18 protein-coding genes are annotated in these 21421 nt (G+C 72.1%); 7 read left to right on the top strand and 11 right to left on the bottom strand.

The genetic code is table 11. The features are described from left to right. Nucleotides 1–6 precede the first annotated feature (6 nt). Nucleotides 7–843, bottom strand: coding sequence for a helix-turn-helix domain-containing protein (locus ACFZDA_RS06000; RefSeq protein WP_391075547.1), 837 nt, complete (start codon nt 841–843; stop codon nt 7–9). Between the two features lie 236 nt (nt 844–1079). Between ACFZDA_RS06000 and ACFZDA_RS05995 the strand changes: the two genes are divergently transcribed. Both ACFZDA_RS05995 and ACFZDA_RS05990 read left to right on the top strand, forming a co-directional pair. Beyond that, the gene (locus ACFZDA_RS05995; RefSeq protein ID WP_391075544.1) at nt 1080–1475 is read left to right on the top strand and encodes an MmcQ/YjbR family DNA-binding protein; all 396 of its coding nucleotides are present in this window, start codon (nt 1080–1082) and stop codon (nt 1473–1475) included. Then, nucleotides 1472–1840 (top strand): MmcQ/YjbR family DNA-binding protein, encoded by a 369-nt coding sequence (locus ACFZDA_RS05990; protein ID WP_391075542.1) that lies wholly within the window; start codon nt 1472–1474, stop codon nt 1838–1840. The genes ACFZDA_RS05995 and ACFZDA_RS05990 overlap by 4 nt, the downstream gene beginning before the upstream one ends. Nucleotides 1841–2370: 530 nt before the next feature. Here ACFZDA_RS05990 and ACFZDA_RS05985 read toward each other — a convergent pair. Beyond that, nucleotides 2371–3864, bottom strand: coding sequence for a family 43 glycosylhydrolase (locus ACFZDA_RS05985; protein ID WP_391076778.1), 1494 nt, complete (start codon nt 3862–3864; stop codon nt 2371–2373). 94 nt (nt 3865–3958) lie between these two features. Next, complete coding sequence (locus ACFZDA_RS05980) at nt 3959–5392, bottom strand: AbfB domain-containing protein (RefSeq protein ID WP_391075539.1); 1434 nt, start codon at nt 5390–5392, stop codon at nt 3959–3961. Nucleotides 5393–5800: 408 nt separating this feature from the next. Here ACFZDA_RS05980 and ACFZDA_RS05975 point away from each other — a divergent pair, with 408 nt between their 5' ends. From ACFZDA_RS05975 to ACFZDA_RS05965, 3 genes are all read left to right on the top strand, one after another. Next, complete coding sequence (locus tag ACFZDA_RS05975; RefSeq protein WP_391075537.1) at nt 5801–7366, top strand: sigma-70 family RNA polymerase sigma factor; 1566 nt, start codon at nt 5801–5803, stop codon at nt 7364–7366. A gap of 27 nt (nt 7367–7393) precedes the next feature. Further along, nucleotides 7394–7570 carry an AbfB domain-containing protein gene (locus tag ACFZDA_RS05970; protein ID WP_391075534.1) on the top strand — a complete coding sequence of 59 codons (177 nt, stop codon included), beginning with the start codon at nt 7394–7396 and terminating at the stop codon, nt 7568–7570. Between the two features lie 742 nt (nt 7571–8312). Next, nucleotides 8313–9995, top strand: a complete 1683-nt coding sequence (locus tag ACFZDA_RS05965; RefSeq protein WP_391075532.1) for an SWIM zinc finger family protein — start codon at nt 8313–8315, stop codon at nt 9993–9995. A 396-nt stretch (nt 9996–10391) separates the two neighbouring features. Here ACFZDA_RS05965 and ACFZDA_RS05960 read toward each other — a convergent pair whose 3' ends face one another. From ACFZDA_RS05960 to ACFZDA_RS05940, 5 genes are all read right to left on the bottom strand, one after another. After that, nucleotides 10392–10805, bottom strand: coding sequence for a PIN domain-containing protein (locus ACFZDA_RS05960; protein ID WP_391075529.1), 414 nt, complete (start codon nt 10803–10805; stop codon nt 10392–10394). Next, nucleotides 10802–11059 carry a type II toxin-antitoxin system VapB family antitoxin gene (locus ACFZDA_RS05955; protein ID WP_391075526.1) on the bottom strand — a complete coding sequence of 86 codons (258 nt, stop codon included), beginning with the start codon at nt 11057–11059 and terminating at the stop codon, nt 10802–10804. Before ACFZDA_RS05955 ends, ACFZDA_RS05960 begins: the two co-directional genes overlap by 4 nt. Nucleotides 11060–11288: 229 nt before the next feature. Beyond that, nucleotides 11289–13025, bottom strand: a complete 1737-nt coding sequence (gene uppS / locus ACFZDA_RS05950; RefSeq protein ID WP_391075523.1) for a polyprenyl diphosphate synthase — start codon at nt 13023–13025, stop codon at nt 11289–11291. Nucleotides 13026–13154: 129 nt separating this feature from the next. Beyond that, nucleotides 13155–13301, bottom strand: coding sequence for a hypothetical protein (locus tag ACFZDA_RS05945; protein WP_391075520.1), 147 nt, complete (start codon nt 13299–13301; stop codon nt 13155–13157). A 423-nt stretch (nt 13302–13724) separates the two neighbouring features. Beyond that, nucleotides 13725–14420, bottom strand: a complete 696-nt coding sequence (locus ACFZDA_RS05940; RefSeq protein WP_391075517.1) for an ANTAR domain-containing protein — start codon at nt 14418–14420, stop codon at nt 13725–13727. A gap of 186 nt (nt 14421–14606) precedes the next feature. Between ACFZDA_RS05940 and ACFZDA_RS05935 the strand changes: the two genes are divergently transcribed. Both ACFZDA_RS05935 and ACFZDA_RS05930 read left to right on the top strand, forming a co-directional pair. Further along, nucleotides 14607–14963, top strand: a complete 357-nt coding sequence (locus tag ACFZDA_RS05935; protein WP_391075514.1) for an STAS domain-containing protein — start codon at nt 14607–14609, stop codon at nt 14961–14963. After that, nucleotides 14960–15913: an anti-sigma factor RsbA family regulatory protein gene (locus tag ACFZDA_RS05930; protein WP_391075511.1), complete on the top strand. Its 954-nt coding sequence runs from the start codon at nt 14960–14962 to the stop codon at nt 15911–15913. The genes ACFZDA_RS05935 and ACFZDA_RS05930 overlap by 4 nt, the downstream gene beginning before the upstream one ends. Before the next feature lie 42 nt (nt 15914–15955). Here the strand turns inward: ACFZDA_RS05930 and ACFZDA_RS05925 are convergent, their stop codons facing one another. The 3 genes from ACFZDA_RS05925 to ACFZDA_RS05915 all read right to left on the bottom strand — a co-directional run bounded on the left by ACFZDA_RS05925 (nt 15956) and on the right by ACFZDA_RS05915 (nt 21394). Next, complete coding sequence (locus tag ACFZDA_RS05925) at nt 15956–16993, bottom strand: rod shape-determining protein (protein WP_391075509.1); 1038 nt, start codon at nt 16991–16993, stop codon at nt 15956–15958. Between the two features lie 164 nt (nt 16994–17157). Further along, complete coding sequence (locus tag ACFZDA_RS05920; RefSeq protein WP_391075507.1) at nt 17158–20397, bottom strand: SAV_2336 N-terminal domain-related protein; 3240 nt, start codon at nt 20395–20397, stop codon at nt 17158–17160. Further along, nucleotides 20387–21394, bottom strand: a complete 1008-nt coding sequence (locus ACFZDA_RS05915) for an AAA family ATPase (RefSeq protein ID WP_391075504.1) — start codon at nt 21392–21394, stop codon at nt 20387–20389. The genes ACFZDA_RS05920 and ACFZDA_RS05915 overlap by 11 nt, the downstream gene beginning before the upstream one ends. Nucleotides 21395–21421 lie beyond the last annotated feature (27 nt).

Below are 21421 nucleotides of genomic sequence, written 5' to 3'. Positions count from 1 at the left end.
TTTCCGTCAAGCGTCGGTCCTCGCTTCGTGGGCCGCGTAGGCGGCCGGGGTGAGGCCGGTGCGGTCGCGGAAGAAGCGGCCGAAGTTCGCGGGGTCGGTGAAGCCGAGGTGGACGGCCACGGTCCGGGCGTCCCACCGGGCGGCTCCCAGCAGGCGCCGGGCTTCGAGGAGGCGCCGCTCGTCGATGAGGTCGCGTACTCCCTTGCCGGTGGCGTCCCTGGCGGTGCGGCTGAGGGTGCGGACCGAGCAGCCGAGCAGTTCGGCGTAGTCCGCGGCCTGGTGCAGTTCGCGGAAGTGCAGCTCCAGGGCGTCCAGGAAGCGCCCGTACCTGTCGGCGCGGCCGGCGCCGGCCGTGGTCGTGGCTGTGCCGATGGGGGCGATGCCGGGGGAGTTGGCCAGGCGCAGCAGCAGTGATTCGAGCAGGCTGCGCCGCAGGGCGTGGTGTATGTCGAGGGGGCGGCGCCCCAGTGCGCGGTGTTCGTCCAGGAGTTGGAGTGCCGTCTGCTGGAGCCAGGCCGTGTCGTCGGGGTGCGGGCTGAGCACGGCAGGGGCCTCGTGCGCGGTGAGCGGGGCCAGGAGACGGGCGAGGTCGGGCCGCAGTACGTCCGGTTCGAACAGGATGAACGGGCCGCGGGCCGCGCCGGGCGGATGCCAGCACTGCGCGTGCCCGGGACGCACCCACAGCCACTGGCCGGGGGCGACGGTCCGCGTGACGTGGTCGACGTCGTGCCGCAGCTCACCTTCAGTGACGGCGATGAGGTAGTGGAAGGTGGCGCGGCCCGGCCGGGGTGGGTTCCACGGCCAGTCGTCGTGGTGGGTGAAGAAGTCCTCGACGGTGCTCACTTCAAGGCCGTAGGGAGTACCGACCGGGGGCTGGAAACCGTACAGCGGTACCGCAGCCGGACCGGCTGCGCTTCCGCTCGTGTCAGGGTGTCGCCTGTCGACCATCACGTGTCCGCAGCCTACTGCCTTTGTGGTTGGCTGCGGCGGAAGGATGGGACGTGCCGCCGCGCCCGCGCGGCGCGCCCTCCACGTCTTTCGATGCCACAGGCCGTCACCACTTGAGGAAGGGAACGCCCATGAACGGACCGGCCCTGCACAAGACCGCCGCCGACTGCGCGGAGGAGCTCCCCGGAGCTCAGCTGGAACACCCTTTCGGTCCTGATTGGGAGGTCTTCAAGGTGCGCGGCAAGGTGTTCATGCTGATGACCGAAGTCCCGGGGCGACCCGTGGTGATCCTCAAGGCGGATCCCGGTGAGGCTCAGGCCCTGCGGGAGCAGTACCGCCACATCACCCCCGGCTATCACATGAACAAGAAGCACTGGATCACGCTGGAGAGCGGAGAAGGCGTCGACAAGGGGCTCATCAGGGAACTCGTCACCGACTCCTACCGGCTCGTCGTCGCCCATCTGCCCAGGGCCGAGCAGCCCGTCGACCCGAACACCTACGGCACCGGCGCGCGGGCGGCCCGGTGAGCGCGGCCGGTGACCGGCTCCAGCACACCGCCCGCCAGGCGGCCCTGGCCCTCCCCGACGTCAGCCACGGCTACCCCTTCACCCCGGGACTCGACGTGTACAAGGTCGCGGGCAAAGTGTTCCTGATCGTCACCGACGACCCGGACGAACAGATCATCACGGTCAAGTGCGAACCCGAACACGCCCGCGCGCAAGAACGCGGCCACACCTCGATCACACCGGGCCGCTACCTCGACAAACGCCACTGGATCTCACTGGGGCCGGGACCCGGCATCACCGAGCGGCTGATCATCGACGTGGTCGAGGATTCCTACGACCTGGCCGTCGAGCGGCTGCCGCGGCGAGACCGCCCTGGTGCCCGATGAACGCCGCGAACTTCCCCACGAACGGCTGCGCGGCGCCGTCCCGAGGAGTTCCGGCTCGCTCACCCGGACGCCAAGAAGGCGCACTGGACCACATCGGGCTTTGGAGGCGCCTTGGCCCGTCGCCGGTCGGGTATGGCGCCGTCTGACGGCACGGGAAATCGGGCGGGTGCTGCCTGCGCTTGACCATGGTTTTGCCGGTGCGCTCCCCCTGGGGCCGGGGAGCAGGAGGAGAACCGGCAACCCCCACACCTCTGCGGGCTCAGGCACCTTCGTGATGTCGTTCCAGTGCGGGGGCCCCGGTACGTCCACGGCCTCTCGGGTCTGCGTGCGCTGTGGACGAGCGCGGTTCCGCCGGGGCCTTCCAGTCGTACAACCGCACGGCCGCCGATCACCAGGGTGACGGGGAGCGGCGACGCGACCTTCCGCGTGACGAGCTGACCAGACCGGGGTGCCCGCGCCTCCAGGAGAGCGCCGGCACCCCCCTTCTGCTTGCCAAGACGGTGGCGGTCAGCAGTGTCGGCTGACGGCGGTCAGGTGGTCGGTACCAGCCGCCATTGCTGGCAGCTGTTGTTCAGCCAGGTCCATTGGCGGACGTCGGTCCCGTTGGTGGTACCGCAGTTGGCGACGTCGGCGACCTTGCCGCTGTTCTCGTTCACGATCCGCACGTAGTCACCGGTGGCCGTGTACACCAGGCGGAACTTCTGGCAGTTGTTGTTCAGCCAGGACCACTGCCGGATGTCCGTGCCGTCGGCCGTGCCGCAGTTGGCGGTGTCCATGACCTTGCCGGTCGCGACGTTGACCAGTCGGTTGGTGTCGCTGCCCAGGTCCTCGATCCGCCACTTCTGGTTGGCGCCGCCGTTGCAGGTCCACTGGAGGATGTTGGTGCCGTCGGCGGTGTTGCCGCCCGCGACGTCCAGGCACTTGCCGCTGTTGCGGTTCACCAGCGTGTACGCGGTCGGGGTGGCCGCCGTCTCCCCGGAGGGACCCGCCAGCGTCGTACCGAGCGCCACCGGGGTGCCGAAGTTGGGCGTACCGTCCGCGTTCCAGGTGAACTTCTGGGCCCGGGTGGTGCGTTCGTTGCCGCAGCGGTCGGTTGTGGAGTCGTTGGCGTGGTAGACGATCCAGTTCTCGGTGCCGTCGGGCGAGGTGAAGAAGCCGTTGTGGCCGGGGCCGTAGACGCCGGCCGCGTCATTGCGGCTGAAGACCGGTGACGGCTTCTTCGTCCACGCGGCGGGGTTCAGCGGGTCGGCACCGGTCAGTTCCAGCTGGCCGAGCTGGTAGTTGGGGGTGTCGCAGGCGCTCGCGGAGTAGATGAGGAAGGTGCGTCCGTCACGCTGCAGAGCTTCCGGGCCTTCGTTGATGGCTGCCCCCTGGGTCTCCCAGCTGAGGGTCGGCGTGGAGATGACCGTCCAATTGCCGCTGACGGTGTACGGGTTGGTCATCGGGGCGATGACCAGGCTGGGCGGCGTGCTGCTGTTCGTTCTTCCGCTGCCGACCAGGTAACTCCGACCGTTCACCTGCAGGACGCTCGCGTCGATCAGCCAGTTGGTCGGGTAGAGGTTGGGGCCGTTGATCATGGACTTGTACGTGTAGGGGCCCATCGGGTCCGTGCCGACGCTCTCCAGGACGTGCGTGCGCTGGGTGCCGTTCGCCCCGCAGCACGGGGTGCCGCTCTGCCCCGCGCTGTAGTACAGGTACCAGTGGCCGTCGGAGAAGTGGATCTCCGGGGCCCATATGTTGGAGTTGCGGGTGGGGGTGGTGTCCGACCAGATCTGCACGTTGGGAGCGGTGGCGAGGCCGGCGAGGGTGGGCGACTTGCGCATGCCCAGGACGCCGGTGAACGTCGTCGTGACGAGGTAGTAGTTGCCGTCGTAGTACTCCAGCCAGGGATCGGCGCCCTTCACCGACTTGAGCGGGTTCGTATAGGGGCGGCCGTCGACCGCGGACGCGGGCCCCTGTGTACAGACCAGCGCAGTGAGCAGGGCCACGGCGCCCGCCAACCACAACCTGAGATGGCGAAGGATCACGGAACTTCCCTTCCGATGCGGAGGGCATGGGGAGGCGGAGGAAGGGGATGCCGGCGCTCTCCCATGGAGGCGCCGGCATCCCGGTTTCAGGTCAGTTCGTCACGCGGAAGGTGGCGTCGCCGCGCGCTGTCGCGGTGGTGATCGGGTCGAGCTTCAGGTAGTAGGCGTAGTGGCGGATGTACCGGTCCGGGTGGTTGTACGACTGGAACGACGACCAGGACGAGTCGGCGAGCCCCGCGACCTTGAAGAAACTGGCGTCCGCGGCGAACTGGGCGGTGCCGTCGTTGTGGACCAGCTGGAAGTCGTAGTTGGTGTGCCGCAGGAAGTACCCGGGGTAGTTCACCGACTCGAAGGAGACGGTGCCGGTGCCCGCCAGACCGGGCCGCAGCCGGAACCGGGAGTCGTCAAGAGGGCTGACGTTCGGGTCGATGCGCACGTCGTAGTTGGCGTGCCGCACATACCGGTCCTGGTAGTTGAACGACTGGAGCCGGTTGATCGCCGTGTTGGGCCAGCGGGCGAGCACGCGGCTCTCCTCGGCGGCCGTCAGGTTCATGATCCAGCCGTGGCGCTTCTTCGTGCCGCCCATGTTGTAGGTTCCCGACGCCTGCCTCTGGTAGGTCGCGGGGTTGGACGGGTCGGTCGTCACGACCGGCATGTAGCCGCCGTTGGTGGCGTACTGGTCGAGGTAGAGCGCCCACTTGTTGGTGCCGTTGAACTTCATCCACATCGGGCCCTCGACCTGGGAGCCGGTCAGTCCGATACCGGAGAGGTCACCGAGTCTCGTCCAGGTCCCCAGGATGGAGTTGCTGCCTTCGAGCGTGATCTGCCCGTCGCCGGAGGCCCGCACGTAGCGGTAGTTACCCACTCCGGAGGGCATCTCGATGATCTGGGTGTCGATGATTTCCTGGCTGCCGGGGCGGTCGATGTAGATCTGCGGGGTGGTGATGGTGCGGAAGTCGCTGGTGCGGGCGTAGAAGATGCGGTGCTTCGTTGCGCCGTTGAGGGGCACGTTCGTCGCCCAGTAGAGGACGTAGTCGTTGGTCTCGGGGTCCCAGATGGCCTCCGGCGCCCAGGCGTTGCGGCCGTCGGGGATCGCGCCGGCGACGTTGAGCAGCCACGGCTTCGACCAGGTGACCAGGTCGGTGGACTCCCACACCACCAGGTTGCGGCTGCCGTTGTTGATGGCGGTGTCCCAGTTCTGTCCGCAGCTGATGCACAGGTCGGTGGCAATGATCCAGTACTTGCTGCCGTCGGGGGATCTCACGAATGCGGGGTCGCGCACTCCCTGCGTGCCGACCGTGGAGCGCAGGACCATGCCGCCGCCGTTGAGGTCGTTCCAGTGCAGGCCGTCCGTGCTGTGCGAGAGGTACATCTGCTGGTTGGTCGACCCCTCCCCGGTGAAGTGCACCATCAGGTAGCCCGGGTCGGCGGCGGCTGCCTGCTGAGGTGTGGTCAGGGACTGGGAGGTGAAGAAGAGGCCGACGGCGACCAATATCGCCGCGAGCCGTTTGAGAAACCTTGCCATGTGGGTTTCCTGTCTTTCTTCGGGTGCCGGGACGGGGTGAAAGACATCCTTGTTTCGCGCCGCGGAGCGGGAGCGGAGGCGAGCCAAAGGGTCCGGCGAACACACGCTCTGTTCGAAATGTCGAACATTGTTCGTGAAATCGGCCAAAAGTTAGAGGGGGGTAAGAGCGGGTGTCAAGAGGGAGAAGCCAAGAGAAGCAACGTTGCCTCCGTCTGTCCTCGGTCTGGGGTCGTCCGCAGGAGTCGTACGCACTGGAGACGCACCGGCGCGTCGCGCATAACGGAAAACACCGAACGGACGAGGCGTGGGGCTGCACCTGGGAAACGACCCACGCAAATCCTCCGGATTCGCTCCTGACACACTGTCGCCCTCGACACATCGGCAAGGCGACGGGACAGGTGAGGCGGGGTGCGCTCGCAGGATACGCAGGAACGGCCGGACATCGCCGTCGTCATGGCGGCGCGGGCCGGGGACCGGCAGGCCTCGGAACAGCTGATACGGGACTGTCTGCCGTTGGTCTACAACATCGTCGGGCGGGCGCTGGACGGGCACAGCGACGTCGACGACGTGGTCCAGGAAACGATGATGCGGGTCCTGGACGGGTTGCCCCAGCTGGAGCAACCGGATCGGTTCCGGTCCTGGCTCGTCGCCATCACCGTGCGACAGATCCGCGACCGGTGGCGCAGAGGGCGCACCTGGCTCACCGCGGAGCCCCTTGAGGAGACCGCCCAGGACACAGTCGCGCAGGCCGACTTCTCCGACCTGGCGATTCTTCGGCTTGCGCTGTCGGGCCAGCGGCGTGAGGCGGTGGAGGCGACCCGCTGGCTGGAGGACGAGGAACGCGAGGTACTCGCGCTGTGGTGGATGGAGAGCGCCGGTGAACTGACCCGCGGCGAGCTCGCGGCCGCCTGCGGCCTCACACCGCAGCATGCCGCGGTCCGGGTCCAGCGGGTCAAGGAACGGCTGGAGACGGCGCGCACCGTCGTACGAGCCGTGACGGCCACGCCGCGCTGCCCGGACCTGGCCGCCGTGCTCGCCTCGTGGGACGGGCGGCCGTCCGGGCTGTGGCGCAAGCGGCTGGCACGCCATGTCCGCGACTGTCCGCAGTGCCTGTTGAGCTCGTCCGACCTGATACCGGCGGAGGGGCTGCTGGCCGGCCTCGCGCTGGTGCCGGTGCCCGTCGGCCTGGCCGGACTGGTACTGGCCAGGGCGCTGGGGGCGGGCTCGGCCGGGGCGACCGGCGGCGCCGGCACGCGTACGGCGAGCGGTGCAGGCCGTACGGCGCGGACGATCGGCAGGCTGGCCGCCAAGCCCGTGGCGACGGCAGCCGCAGGTGCCGTCACGCTCGCGGCTGCCGCAGTTGCCTGGTACACCGCCACGGGATCGCACGAGCCGGCCCCGCGGCCTGCCGTCGCGGCCCCGCTGTCGCCGACCGCCCCGTCCGTGCCGCCGTCCCCGAGAACGTCCGCCTCACCGACATCGACGCCGACATCGACATCGACGCCGACAGCAGCCCCGGCGACGACGGCCAAGGCGCGGGTTTCGGGGCGGCATGCCCTACGGTCGGTCGACCACCCCGGCGACTACGTGAGCCAGTCCGGCCGACTCGGCATCCTGGGCCCGGTCGGCGCCACCAGCTCCGCGGCCGCCCGGCAGGCGGCCACCTTCACCTTCGTTCCCGGCCTGGCCGACCCCCGCTGCTACTCACTCAGGGACGCCACGGGCAGGTACCTGCGGCACTACGCCTTCCGCATTCGGCTGGACCCCGACGACGGATCCGCCATCTTCCAGAAGGACGCCACCTTCTGCCCCCGTTCCGGTTCCACGGCCGGTTCGGTCTCCCTGGAGTCGTACAACTACCCCGGCCGCTACCTCCGCCACCGGGACGACCTCCAGTTGTGGCTCGACCCTTCCGAGAACACGGCCGCGTACCGGGCCAGCCGCTCCTTTGTCCTCGTGGAGCCCTGGACCTGACACGGAAGGGCCCTGCCAGAAGACCCCGTGACGTGGGGTCTGGCCGACGGCAGCTGCTACTCCTTCCGTGACTCCTCCGGCCGCTACCTGCGCCACAAGGACCTCCGGATCCGCGCCGACGCGAGCAACGGCACGACGCTCTTCAACAAGGACGCCACCTTCCGCGCCGACAGTTCCTTCAGGGCGGTCAGCCCCTGGGCCTGACCCGTGCACCTTGGCTCGGTCCTGTCGTGGCACCGTCGTCGGCCGACGTGGCCGTCGCCGGCACCGCGTGCTCCTCCGGCTCGGGCGGCACGGGCACAAGCAAAGACGCTCGGCCACAAGACGTTGCCTTCTGCGCGGCGTCACCACGACGCTGCTCCCGCTGACCGTCATGGCGGGCGTCACCACAGCGACAGTGACGCCCGCCTCGCGGCCGCCAACCCCACCCTTACCGTCGACCTGGGCAGCACCGTTCCGCGGCGGTGCCTCCGGGGCGCTGTACGGCCTGCACGAGCCGGACGTGCCGACGAACGGGCACTCGCTACGCGAGAAGAATCGATCTGACCAGCAACTAGGCGGTCGGGGTGCAGTAGGCCCCGCTGATCCGTCCTATGTCGGGAGTGGTCCGAATGGAAACGCCTCGGCCTCCTGCAATGTTGGCGCCCCTGGGAGGGACACATCGCCGCCGGGGTGTTCCACATGGACAATGACTTCGCGACGGTGGCCGGAGCCCTCAAGGAAGTCCAGCAGCGGGACGCACGAGCCTGAACTCCGGAGGCAGGATCACGTCTGTCGGCTTCTGACCTCGGTGATCGATGTCTCCGGGGCGCATCACTACGACCTGTCCCCGCCTACGCGGGGACAGCTCGTACGGTGTCATCGTCGAGGCGGCGGAGGGAATGTCGGCCGACGGGGGTCCTGGGCGCCGATGTCAAGGATCTGACCTGCGGCGATATAGAACGGTGTGGCACGGAAAGTGGTGGGATTCGGCGAGGACGATCTGAGGGCGCTGGCCGGGGCTCGGTCCTTCGAGCGGGGGCTGGGGTATCTGGACGCGGTGAGTGGTCTGGATGTGGGGGACGGCTCGGTCACCGCCGTGGTGCACGGTACGGATGTCTACGAGGTGGAGCTCACCCTCGGCGGGGGTGACGGGATCTCAGGATGGTGCGATTGCCCGTACGGGCAGGAGGGCAACTTCTGCAAGCACTGTGTGGCGGTCGGGTTGACCGTGCTGCGGCGTGCGAACACGATTCCGCAGCAGCGCGCCGCGGCGCGGGCACGGTCCTCCGGCTTGGAAGCGTGGCTTTCCGCGCTGTCACGCGATCAACTCCTGGCGCTGGTGCGGGAGCAGATCGCCGAGGACCGGGAACTGCGCCGACGCTTGGAGCTGCGGGCAGCCGCTGCTCGCACTGACCTCGGTACGGTCCGGGACCGGATCATCTCGCTGATCGATCCGCGGCCGTTCGCCCGGTACGGGTACATCGAGTACGCGGATGCCTCCGGGTATGGACGACAGGTCGCCGAGGCGGCGAGTGCCCTGCGCGCCTTGACCGCCGACGGGGAGGCCGCGCAGGCGGTCGCTCTGGCGGAGGAGGCGCTCCGGGTGCTGAGAGAGACGTACGGGGAGATCGACGACTCGGACGGCGCGGTCGGGGAGGCCGCCGCCGCAGTGGCGGAGGTCCATCTGGAGGCCTGCGGGGTCGCGCGCCCCGATCCGGAGCGGCTGGCGGAGTGGCTGGTAGAACGTCTGCTCACCGACGACAGTGATGTGACGGACCTGGATCCGCTCGACTATGCCGACGTGCTGGGGCCGAGCGGGCTGGCCCGCATGCGGCAACTGGCCGCTGAGGCACTCAGGCGCGGGTCGTCCGGCTGGGCGGAGCGGTATCTGATGGAGCGCCTGGTCAAGGCGGAGGGCGACGTCGACGCACTGGTCGCCCTGTATGAGCAGGACCTCGATCCGTCCGGTGCCACCCATCTGCTCATCGCCGAGGAACTGGAGACGGCGGGCCGCACGGAAGAGGCACTCGCCTGGGCCGAGCGGGGACTGCGGGACTGTGCCGCCGAGACGCACATCGACAGCCGTCTGGTCGACCATGTGTGCGGCCGGTACGCGACGACGGGGCGGGTGGCGGACGCGTTCGCGGTGCGCCGGGACCGGTTCCGTGTCGAGCGGTCTCTCGCCGCCTACCGGCAGTTGCGCTCCGCCGCCCGGGCGGCAGACTGCTGGGAGAGCGAACGCGCGGCGGCGCTGGCCATCTTGAGGGAGGACGCCCGTCGTGAGCGCGGCGGCCGGTACGGCGGGCCCGTGCTGATCGACGCGCTGCTCGACGACGGCGACCTGGACGCCGCCTGGCACGAGGCGGCCGACCGCGCGGACGACCGGCAGTGGGAGCGACTCGCCGACCTGTCGCGCGAGATACGTCCGGCTGAGGCGCTCGGCGTGTACCTGCGGCTGGTCGAGCGGTCGAAGGAGCCGACCGGGGACCGTGCCTACGAGCACCTGGCCGGGTTGCTCCTGGCGGCCCGTGACTGCCATCGCGCGCTCGGGACCGAGGACGCGTTCACCGGGTATCTCGCAGGCCTGCGGGCGGAACTCAAACGCCGACGCAAGCTGATGAGCATCCTCGACCGGCACGGGTTGTGAAAGGGCTCGGGCAGAGACCTCATCGGCGAGGGGAGAACGACAGGGACAGGGGCCGGCTCTTCCCGTCGGAAGGCATTTCCGCTGCCGGAGGTGGTGAAAGAGGGCCCCCGTTACTCGACCTGGGCTGATGCCGCCCGACGCCCCCTGTTCGCGGGGGGCTCTGTTGACCGCCAGGGGACACGCAGGGGAGGAAGGACCTGGAAGGATCACGAAGGCCGACGCGGAGCCAGAACTGCGCAGGGTCTCTGACCTGCAATTATGGCAAGTTCGAGGCAAGATCAGACATAGATCGGAAGATCCAAGAAGGACTCTAATCCTTCGGCAGTGGGTTCGAGTCCCACCCGCCCCACCAGTGCAGGGCTGTGACCTGCGGTCAACTGTGCGGCTGTGGAGGCTCTACTGCCTGAGGTCGATCGTGCGGACCGGCTGTCCCGTGGTGCGGGCGATGGTGTCGAAGTCGTGGTCGCAGTGGAGCAGTGTGAGCCCCGCTTCCTCGGCGGCGGCAGCCACCAGGAGGTCGACGGGGCCCGCGCTGCGGTGCTCACCCTTGGCGGTCAGCTGTTCCTGGACGACGCGGGAGCGGCGGTAGACGCCGTCCGGCATGGGGCACCAGACGTAGTGGGCGTCGAGCGCCGCCTTCAAACGCCTACGGTCTGCGGCCGAACGGGCTGAGTAGAGGACCTCGAGTTCGGTGATGTCGCAGATCGCGACGAGGCCGGCGCCGATCCTGTCATCCCAGTCGGCCGTGTTCTGGCGGAGCAGGACGCGGGCGAGCGCGGAGGTGTCGATGAGGTAATCGGCGACGGTCACTCATGCGCTCCGGTGCCGGAGGCGCCGTCGGCTGTGCTCGTGGGCCGGTACTTGCTCTTGTCCAGGAGAAGGTCCATGTCCAGCGCGCCGTCGGTCACCAGTTCGCGAGCTTCGTCGAGCGCGCGCAGACGCCGGTAACGGGCCGTGACTTCCCGCAGGGCGGTGTTGATGGTCTCGCGCTTGGTGGTGGTGCCGAGTTCCTTGGCCGCTTCTTCCAAGGCCTCGTCGTCGAGGTCGATCACGGTGCGACTCATGGGTGCCCTCCTGTGTATATCAACTGGAGTATATCAAGATACAAGATCTTTTGTATAGGGGTGACCGGCAGTGGGAGCAGCTCGCCGATCTGTCGGGCGAAACGCGCCCGGCCGAGGCTCTCGGCGTGTACCTGCGGCTGGTAGAGCGGTCGAAGGAGCCGACGGGGACCGCGCCTACGAGCACCTGGCACGTGAAAGGGCTTCGGCAGAGGCCTCATCGGTGTTCGGGTCAGGGCGTGGACGTCGGGGCGGTGCCGTGGCGGCGTTGGCGGTGGGTGTACGTGGTGATCGCCTGCCACAGGTGGCGGCGGTCGGTGTCGGGCCAGAGGTCCGGCGTGAAGTACAGCTCGGCGTAGGCGGTGTGCCAGGGCAGGAAGTTGGACGTGCGCTGCTCGTTGCCGGTGCGCCAGAGCAGGTCGACGTCGGGCATGTCCGGGTGGGGCAGGTGTCGTGCGAAGTCCTCCTCGCCGATCAGGTCGGGATCCAGCCGGCCGGCCCGGGCCCGGCGGGCGAGGGACGCGGCGGCGCGGGTGAGTTCGTCGCGGCCGCCGTAGTCGATGCACATCGTCAGGGTCAGGCCGGTGCGTGTCCGGGTCGTGCGCTCCCGCAGGTGGAGCAGGTCGGCCAGGTCGGGCGGCAGCCGGCCGGTGCGGCCGTGCCAGCGCAGCCGGACGTCGAGGTCGCGGAAGGGGTCGTCGACGACCTCGCGGCGCAGGAGGTCCAGGATCGCGTCGACCTCCCGCGGGTCGCGGTGCCAGTTCTCGGTGGAGAACGTGTAGAGCGTCAGGTGCCGCAGGCCGATGTCCAGGGCGCCGTGCACCACTTCGCGGACGGCGGCGGCGCCGGCCCGGTGTCCCTCGTGCCGGGGCAGGCCGCGCTGCTGGGCCCAGCGGCCGTTGCCGTCCATGATCACGGCCACATGGGCGGGGAGGCGGTCCGGCGGGATGTGCGGGGGCCGATGCCCGCCGGGGTGCGGTGGCGGGGGCCGGAAACTCCGGGTGCGTGTCGTCCGTCCGGCCGGGGGCGGGCTGCCGTGGCCGTCGGGCGGTGGGGGCGGCACCGTCGGCGGAGTGAGGCTCCAGGCCAGGGCGGCGCGGGCCCGGGCGGGGACGAGGATGCGGGCCCGGGTGCGCAGCGCGGGCCGGGGCGGGCGCCGCAGGAGGGCCGGGCCGGCGGAGCCGATCGCGTCGAGCTGGGCGCGCAGCAGGGCGGCCATGGTGTGCAGGACGGTGGCCGGTCCGGGGTGCATGCCGCGGCTGAGGCCGTCCTGGGTCACCCACTGGCGGGCCAGGTCGGTCAGCTGCGTGACCAGGGCGGCGACGGCGGGGCTCCAGCGCCGGTGCGCCAGGTCGTCGGCGGCTCCCGGGTAGGGCCGCAGGGCCTCGTCGGGCAGGAGGAGGTCGCCCTGGGCGAGGTCGGCGGACAGGTCGGTGAGGATGTCCGTGAGCCGGACGCCGTCGAGGAACTCCTCGTAGCTCTCCCGGGCGTCCAGCCGGAGCGCCACGGGGACGCCCGCCCGGTCGAAGAGCGTACGGACCTGGCCGAACCAGGGCAGCAGGTTGTCCCGGCCCCAGGTGCGCCACGCGGCCCAGTCGGTGAAGTGCCTGCCGTGGGTGTCGTCCTGGACCTGGACCATGGCGCCGTGCAGTTCGGACAGGTCCAGGCGCCAGCGTGCCGCGGTGTCGACCAGGGCGTGGCGGATCGGGTCCGGGCTGGTGCCGGCGGGCAGTTCGCGGTGCAGGGCGGTGATCCACTCCTCGACCCGGGCGGCCCGCTGCTCGGCGGGCGCGGTGCGGTCGTCGCCGAGGTCGTCGAGTGCGTTGGCCGCCGCCCACAGCGCCCAGCAGGCCGGGCGCAGCGTCGCGGGCACGAGCTGGATCAGCGCGTACTCCGCCGGGTCCTGTTCCCTGGTCCGGCGCCGGCACAGCCCGTAGGCCGCCCGCAGCGCCGGTTCGTCGCCGATCACCGACCGCGCGGAAGTCGCTCGTCGGTCGGCCGGTCGTGTGTTCGCGCGAGGCACATCGCTGACAACGAGGACGGCACGTCCAGGTTGTGCGACGCGCGAGCGGGCTGGTGCATGTGGGTCGGGGCGCGGTCAGGAGCCGGTGTCGTCGTCCTCGGTGTTGGTGTCGGTGTCGGTGTCCTCGCGCTCGCCCTCCGCCTGGGACGGCGTCGTGCGGTCGGGCGTGTCCTGCCGGTCGTCGCGTTCGCCCTCGGCCTGGGACGGGGTGTGGTCGCTCATCGGGGTGCCTCCCTCCGGTGCCGCTGGAACCGGAACGGCCGCGCGCCGCGCTCCGGCCGTGGGGAGCCGAGTACCCCGATGGGCCACGGTGCACCGCGCCGGGGCGGCGGGCCGGGTGGGGCGGCGGGCCAGGGTGGGCGGCCCCGCGCGGGCGGGACGCCGGGCGGCGCGGGCGGCGAGGGCGGCGAGGGGCGGTTCAGCGACGACGGCGGCCGTCATGCCGGCCGTGAGGCGGCGGGCGGCCGGCTGGGCCGGAGCTGCCCGGCAGCGGCCGTCGTGTCCGCGTCGGCAGCCGGTCCGGGGGAGGGCCGGTCGGTCGGCCCTGACCGGCACCTGGTCGGTCCGGGGCGACAGGTGGTTGGAGTGGGGGAGACCGGTGGGGCGGGGCCCGGCGGCCCGGGAGTGGATTCCTCGGGCCTCGGGTCAGCTTCGGCCGCGGCGGGTGAGGGCTCGCTGCAAGGCCTCGCGGAGCTCGGGGGACGGGCGGGGGCCGTCGGGCTTCGCGCCGGCCGTCACGGCGGCGGCCACGTCACGGAGCTTGGTGTTGGCGAGCTGGGAGGTCTCGCGGAGGATGTGCCAGGCCTCGTCCGACGTGCAGCCGTGGATGGCCATGAGGATGCCCCGGGCCTGGTCGATGACCGGGCGGGAGGCGATGGCCTGGCGGAGCTGCTCGACCTCCTCCTGGAGGACGTGCAGGCGTTCCGAGCGTTCCAGGGCGACCGCGGAGGAGGCCGGGGGCGACGGCTGGGCGGGCTCGGGGCCGGGGTGGGGCGCCGGGCGCAGGGGGTCGGTCGTGTCCAGGCCCGCCAGTTCCAGGATCCGGCGCGGCTGGCCGTTCCAGTTCGTGGTCGTGACCGTCACGAGGCGCTGCCCGGCGAAGTCGGCCAGTACGTCGAGGAACTGCAGGCCCGCCGTGTCCATGAAGTGCACGCCGCTCATGTCCAGCTCCACCCGCGTGATCGTGGGCGGCAGCTCGGCCAGAGTCCTGGCCAGTGTTTCCGCGCAGCCGTGAACCAGCTCACCGCACGGGGTGAGCTCAGCCTGTTCCGCGTCCACGCGGCCACTGATGACCAGTGTGTTCAACCCTTCTGTGCGCCGTGGTGATGCCGCAGACGTCATGTCACCGCCTTCTCGGTCCTCTTCGGTCGTGTTCCTCCTCGCGGAACCGCACGACGTCACTCGCCCCCGTGGACGTCCGTGTGAGGTGCGCCTGCCCGCCGTACGGCGTACTACACACCACAGTGGGGAATGAGCATCTCCCGGACGGGTACGAGCGCCGTGGTCCACGAGCGGGGGGAGAAGGGCTTGAACACTCGGTATCGGGTGCCGGCGGCCGGGCCCCATGGTCCCGTGCCGGGCCTGGCGGTGTTCCCGTTGTCCGGGCGGCAGGGTGTCCGGGCGGCGGGCGAGGTCGTCCTGACAACCCGTGCGATCTGGGAAGGCGTACTGGAGCAGGCCGTTCACGAGGATGAGGACGTGTACTACCTGGAGTTGTCCGACGTGACGTTCGTCGACGTCGCGGGCGCGGGCGCGCTCGCGACGGCCGCGGGGCAGCTCGGGGAAGGCCGGCGGTTCGTGGTGCGACGGCCGCCGCGGGCACTGCGGCGGACGCTCGACCTGCTGTGGCCCGGCCATGCGGGGATCGAGGTGTCGATGTCATGACCGCTGCCGTGGCCGAACCCTTCGGACCCCTTGAACCCTTCGTCCATCCCGCGCTCTTCTACCGCGGCGAGGAGGAGTACCTCGACGTCACCGTGCCCTTCGTCCGCGAGGGCCTGGCGGCCGGCGACCCCGTGGCCGTCGCCGTGCCCGGCAAGAACCTCGCGCTGATCCGGGACGCGCTGGGCGAGGCCGCCGAGTCGGTGCGGCTGCTGGACATGTGCGAGGCCGGCCGCAACCCCGGGCGGATCATTCCCGGAGTGCTCCGCGCGTTCGCCGACGCCCAGCAGCCCGGGCGCCGCGTGAGGATCATCGGCGAGCCCGTCTGGGCCGGGCGCTCCGACACGGAGTACCCCGCCTGCGTCCAGCACGAGGCGCTCATCAACGCGGCCTTCCGGGGCCGTACGGCGACCATCCTGTGTCCGTACGACGTCGAGCAGCTCCCCGAGCACGTCCTCGCCGACGCCCGCGCCACCCACCCGACGGTCATCCCCTCCGGCTCCCGGCTGGAGCAGGGCAGCGACGCGTACGCGCCCGGGGACGTCGTCGACCGCTACAACGAGGCGCTGCCGCCCGTGCCGGACGCGCTGACGCTCGCCTTCGACGCCGGCTCGCTCTCCGAGGCCCGGCACGTGGCCGTCGCGGAGGGCGCGCGGCTCGGGCTCACCGGCGTCAAGCTGGACGACCTGGCCCTCGCCATGGCCGAGCTCACCACCAACAGCGTGGTGCACGGCGGCGGCTGCGGAGTGCTGCGGGTGTGGACCGAGGACGGGTACGTGGTCTGCGAGGTGCGCGACGAAGGGCGGCTCGCGGACGTCCTGGCGGGGCGCCGGCCCGTGCCCCGGGACCAGCGCGGCGGGCGCGGGCTGCTGCTGGTGAATCTCATCGCCGACCTGGTGCGGGTGCACCGGGGGGACAGCGGGACGACCGTGCGCTGCTGGTTCGCCCGCTGAAGACGGGCCCCGTCCGCCGGCGGCCTGAAAAGCACGGGCGGTTCAGGAGCCCAGCGGATCCAGAGCCAGCGGTTCGATCCTGCCCTCCAGCATCGCGCCGAGGCCCTGCACGGCGCACACGTCGGGGCGCTCGGCGATGTGCACGGGCATACCGGTCGCCTGACGCAGCATCTGGTCCAGGCCGGGCAGCAGCGCGCTGCCGCCGACCATCATGATGCCCCGGTCGGCGAGGTCGGCGACCAGGTCGGGCGGGCAGGAGCGCAGCACCTTGCCGATGCCGTCCAGGACGGCGGTGAGCGGCGTCTGGATGGCGTCCCGTACGGCGGCGGTGTCGACCTGGACGGAGCGGGCGAGGCCGGTGGCGACGTCCCGCCCGTGGATCTCCGTCGAGGCCGGGCCCTGCGAGGTGAGGCCGTTGCCGGACAGGGCGAGCTGCAACGGCCGCACCGACTGGCTGGGCAGGATCAGCTCGTGCTCGTGGCGCAGGTGCTGCACGATCGCGTGGTCGACGGCCTCGCCGCCCACCGGGATGCGCTCGGCGGTGACGATCGAGCCGAGGGACAGCACGGCCACCTGCGTCGCCGCGGCACCGCACACCATGATCATCGTGGCCTCGGGCTGCTCCACGGGCAGTCCGCAGCCGACGGCGGCGGCGATCAGCGTGTCGACCAGCTCCACGCGGCGGGCCCCGAGCCCGACCAGCGTCTCGATGGCGGCGCGCTGGGCGAGGGGGTCGGCGTCGTGCGGGGTGCAGGCCGCGGCGCGCAGGATCGGCTTGCGGCGCAGGCTGCGGCGCATCTTGTCGCCGAGCAGGTGCCGCAGCATGCGCTGCGCCATCTCGATGTCGACGACGGTGCCGCCGGAGACCGGCCGTACCACCCGGATGTAGTCCGGGGTGCGGCCCGTCATCTTCTCCGCCAGCTCGCCGACCGCGATCAGCGCGCCGCTGCGGGTGTTCACGGCGGCGGTGGACGGCTGGTCGACGACGAGCCCGGCGCCCTTGACGTAGACGCGGGTGCGCGCCGCCCCCAGGTCGACGGCGAAGTGGCAGCGGCGCAACTGCTCCAGACTGGCGGTCATGGCAGGTCCTCCCGAGAGCACAGACCGTGGGAGGCCGCCAGGTGGCGGGCCTCGCAGACGTGGGGCCGCCGGGTGGCGGGCCTCCCTCGCATCGTGCGCGGGAGGGGACGGGGGCGCCTTCCGGAGGGGGCCGGGCGGGGCGCCGCCGAACGGGGGGTTCGGGCCTAGAGGCCCTCAAGGGAGCGCGCGGCCTCCAGGAGGGGTGCCAGGGAGGTGACGGTGGTTTCGCAGCCGGCCTCGTCGAGCTGCCGGGCGGCGATGGTGTTGCGGGCGAGGCCGACGAAGCGCACTCCGGCCTGCTGGGCGGCGGTGAGTTCGGCGACCGTGGAGCCGATCAGTACGCCGGTCGCGGCGGCGCCGCCGCAGGAGTGCAGCGCGCGCAGGAGGCAGTCGGGGTGCGGGGTCAGCAGGGTGAGGTCCTCGCCGCGGGCGTGGATGCCGGCCAGGGGGAGGCCGTAGGGGGCGAGGTAGTGGTGGACGGCGGGGGCGCTGACGTCGGTGACCACGCTGACGCGCCGGCCGGAGTCGTGCAGGGCCCTCACCAGCGGCACGGAGTTGTGGGTCGTCGGCGCGTCGGGGACCGCGCGCAGTTCGATCGTGTCGAGGCGGTCGCGGAGCAGGGGGCCGAGCCGGTCCCGGGCGAAGGCCCGCAGCACGTCCAGGGGATGTGTGAGCCTGACCTGCGCCGCGACGGGCGGGGTGTCCCGGGAGTCGCGCTGCTCGGCGACCAGGGCGAGCAGGTCGAGCGCGGCCTCGCGGGCGGCGGCCGCCGAGAACAGCCGGGCCAGCGGGCCGTCGAAGCCGAACAGCACGGACTCGGCGTCGCCGAGGAGAGCGGACAGCGGGCGTTCGGAAGGCAGCGGGCCCTGCGGTCCGGGCAGGGCCGCGCCCTCCGGGGCCAGCCGCACCGACGCCGCGACCGACAGCCCCGGCACCGGCCACCCGCGCAGCCCGGCGTTGACCGCGCGCTGGGCCGCGCCCGCCCGGCGCAGCGGATGGCGGCGGGTGATCCGGGCCGCCTCCTCCCGCAGATGGCCGAGGAGCGGCTCGGACACCCGCGTGACCTCGGCGCGCACGAAGGCGACCGGGTCGTCCACCCGCCAGGTCAGCTCCACCGCGGCGGTGAAGGCGCCCTTGCCGGAGCTGGGCAGGGAGACCTGGTGGTGGGACTGGTGCGGGGTGAGGTCCACCTCGTAGTACGTCACGAGGCGCGGTGGCCCGTCGCCGTGTGGCCGGGCGGGGTCGAGGAGGGTGAGCGGGCCGTCGGGCTGGGTGTGGACGACGGCCGTGCGGCCGGGGGCCGGTATGCCGAGCCGGCGCAGGTCGTGCGTGATGAAGGGGCCCCGCACCAGGTCGCGGGCCTCGGGTTCCGGGGCCGCCGGGGCGGGGGACAGCGGGCAGTGCCAGGCGATGGGCGGGGTGTCCGTGGCGCCGTCCCGGTAGAGGGGCTGGAAGCGCTGCGGCCCCTGCGCCGCCGAGCTGCCGGCGAACTGCTCGTACACGTCCGGGGAGACGACCACCCGGATCCCGGCGGGCGTGTGCGGTGCCTGCGGCGGCGGGGTGGGCCGGTCCCAGAACGTCACGGTCAGCCGCGGCGGGTCCGCCGGCCCGGTGAGCGCCTCGGGCAGCCCGCGCAGGACCGCGACCAGCACGGGCAGTACGTAGGTGCCCGGTTCGGTGTGGACGGCGTAGCCGTCGCCGCGGACCCGGACGTCGAAGCGGGACGCGGTGAGGGCGCCGCGGGAGAGCATCTCGTGCACCGCGTATTCGAGGGTGATGCGGGCCTCGGGGCGGCCGGTGAGGTCGTCGGCCTCGAAGAGGATCACGGGGCGGTCGCGGTGGCCGAGGCGGCGTACCGTCTCCTCGCTCACCGTCGCGAACGCCGCGCCGGCGCCGTCGCGTTCGCCGCTGGTCTCGGCCCGGAACTCGCCGGCCGCGCGGCCCGCCCGTTCGTCGATCAGGCCGCCGACCTGTTCGAGGAACTCGCGGGTGCGGGCCCGGGTCGTGCGGGGCAGGGACCGCAGCAGCAACTCCCGTACACCGGGGCGGAACGCGTAGGAGCCGGGCGGGCCGGGGACGGAGGTGAGCATGCCGCTGAGGATCACCTCGGCCAGGTGCTGCGGGCGTGGGTCGCGCCCCACGGTGCGCTGGACCAGGCGCATCACCGGCACCGACGGGACCGCCAGGGCGAGGTGCCCGGCGAGGCGGAACGCCTCCGGGGACGCGGTCGCGCGAAAGCGCAGGACCAGTTCCTCCGGGGACGACGAGGCGAGGTCGGGGGTCGGTTCGGCGGGCGGGGCGGGGGCGGGCGGCAGCCAGGCAGCCGCGCCCGGGGTGCGGGCCCCGCCCGGGCCGGCGACCAGGGCCGCCCAGTGGGCGAGCCAGGGGGCGCCCGGTTCCAGGACCGGAAGGGGGAGGGCCTGGTCGGGGGGTGGCGCGGCCTCGTAGGGGGTGAAGGTGAGGGCCGCCGAAGGCGCCGCCGTGGCGGGGGAGGTGAGCAGGCCCGGCTCGGCGGGGAGCGCGGTGGCGGGCCAGAGGTGTTCCGGCAGGGGCTGGACCACGGCGAGCGGCAGGCGGCGGGCCCAGTGGCGCAGGGTGCGGTACCAGCGTTCGCCCGCCTCGCCCGGACGCCACTGCGCGCCCATGCAGTCGCTGACGACGAGGGTGACGGTGCGGCCGTCGTCGAGGACGGGGACGTGCCGGGCCCGGCCGTCCGGGGTCGCCGGGTGCAGGGTGACCGTGCGGAAGATGCCCGACTGGGCGAGGGCGGTGTGCAGTTCGCTCACCAGGGGTCGCCAGACCGGCATGGTGGGGCCGGTGTCGTGCACGAGGTTCAGGCGCAGCCAGCGGTCGGGGGCCGGGCGCAGCACCGGCAGCCACACGTCGGGGTGGGCGCCGAGCCGGGCGATGCGGTCGGCTGTCGCCCGCTCGTCCAGCACCCGGGCGTGCGGGGAGGGCACCTTGCGCTGCAGCGGGCGCAGGGCGCGCTGGAGCGCGAGGGGGTGGGGCAGCATCGGGGGTGCGGGGGCCAGGAGGGGGGATCCGCCGCCCGGGGAGTCGTGCCGGTGGTGCGGGGAGCGTGGGGCGGGCAGGGTCAGTGGGACACGGTCCGGGGTGTGGTGGACGGGCTCCGGCTCCGGCTCCGGCTCCGGCTCCGGCTTCGGTTGCGGGGGCGCGGGGGCGGGGGTTTCCGCCTCGGCACGGGTGCTTCCCTCGTGTGCGGCCGGGGCGCTGCCGTCGCCGGGTTCCCGCGCCGGCTCCTCCTCCTGCCGGTCAGAGGTCAACAGGGCGGCCATCCACAGCAGTTCCGCCAGTTCCCGTGGGGTCGGCGACGCGCCGGCCGCGGACAGGGCCGCGGCCAGCCGGGCGACCGGGGACGGCCCGGGGCCGTGGTCAGAAACCATCGCCGTCGGCCGTCGCACTGAGGTACGGCATCAGCTGCTCGGCGAGGTCGTCGCGGGACTCGGCGTCCAGGCCCGCGACCCCCGTGAGGTAGAGGGCGTTCAGCAGTTGGTCGGTGGCGAGTTCGCCGCCGCCCGCCCGCTCCAGGAAGCGGGTGATCAGACGGTCCGCGTGGCCGTCCGGGGTGTCCAGGTGGGCGCGGACGATGTCGGTGAGCTGGTCCCGGTCGGGGCGGCGCAGCTTCAGCCGGACGCAGCGGCGCAGGAACGCGGGCGGGAACTCGCGTTCGCCGTTGCTGGTCAGCACGACGAACGGGAAGGCGCGGCAGCGGACCCGGCCGCGGTGGACGGTGACCGGCGTGTCCGTGCCGTCCGCGAGGACCTCGGCCGTGCCGTCGCCGCTGTGGCGGGCGGCCCGGACCAGTTCCGGGATCTCGTACTGGCCCTCCTCCAGCACGTTCAGCAGGTCGTTCGGCAGGTCGAGGTCGCTCTTGTCGATCTCGTCGACGAGCAGGGCGCGGGGCCGGTCGTAGGGGAGCAGGGCCGTGCCGAGCGGGCCGAGGCGCAGATGGTCCTCGACACCGCCGGGCTTGTCCGTCCCCTCCCGGGCCGCGTACAGCCGGGACAGCGGGTCGTACTGGTAGAGGCCGTCGTCGAGGGTGCTGCGGCTGGTGATGTTCCAGCGCAGGACCGGGCCGAGACGCAACTCGCGCGCCACCGCGTACGCCAGTGAGGACTTGCCGGTGCCGGGCGGGCCGGTGACGAGCAGGGGGCGGCGCAGGCACAGCGCGGCGTTGACGAGCCGGACGCTCTCGGGGGTGGCCACGTACGACTTCGCCCGGTGCACGCGGTCGGGGGAGACGGCCGTCGCGTCGTCGCCGTCGCGGGGCGGCGGCAGGGCGGGCCCGCCGTCGAAGGCGCGCCAGGGCGGTGGGGCGGGGAGGTGGTCGATACCGTCGTGCGGCTCTCTCTCGCCGGTGTAGACGGACCAGTGCGGCATGGGGGATGTTCTCCGCTCTCCGTTGTC

This window comes from Streptomyces sp. NPDC007991 (assembly GCF_042958445.1).
Lineage (GTDB): Bacteria > Actinomycetota > Actinomycetes > Streptomycetales > Streptomycetaceae > Streptomyces.
Note: the sequence above shows the minus strand (reverse complement) of the source record. Positions and strands in the feature narration are given on the sequence as shown.

Bases quoted from the DNA above. Each gene is read 5' to 3' on its own strand.
- ACFZDA_RS05915 (WP_391075504.1), bottom strand. From the start codon at position 21,394: ATGCCGCACTGGTCCGTCTACACCGGCGAGAGAGAGCCGCACGACGGT.
- ACFZDA_RS05945 (WP_391075520.1), bottom strand. From the start codon at position 13,301: ATGAGCGACCACACCCCGTCCCAGGCCGAGGGCGAACGCGACGACCGG.
- ACFZDA_RS05940 (WP_391075517.1), bottom strand. From the start codon at position 14,420: ATGACGTCTGCGGCATCACCACGGCGCACAGAAGGGTTGAACACACTG.
- ACFZDA_RS05980 (WP_391075539.1), bottom strand. From the start codon at position 5,392: ATGGCAAGGTTTCTCAAACGGCTCGCGGCGATATTGGTCGCCGTCGGC.
- ACFZDA_RS05995 (WP_391075544.1), top strand. From the start codon at position 1,080: ATGAACGGACCGGCCCTGCACAAGACCGCCGCCGACTGCGCGGAGGAG.
- ACFZDA_RS05925 (WP_391075509.1), bottom strand. From the start codon at position 16,993: ATGACCGCCAGTCTGGAGCAGTTGCGCCGCTGCCACTTCGCCGTCGAC.
- ACFZDA_RS05955 (WP_391075526.1), bottom strand. From the start codon at position 11,059: ATGAGTCGCACCGTGATCGACCTCGACGACGAGGCCTTGGAAGAAGCG.
- ACFZDA_RS05930 (WP_391075511.1), top strand. From the start codon at position 14,960: ATGACCGCTGCCGTGGCCGAACCCTTCGGACCCCTTGAACCCTTCGTC.
- ACFZDA_RS05920 (WP_391075507.1), bottom strand. From the start codon at position 20,397: ATGGTTTCTGACCACGGCCCCGGGCCGTCCCCGGTCGCCCGGCTGGCC.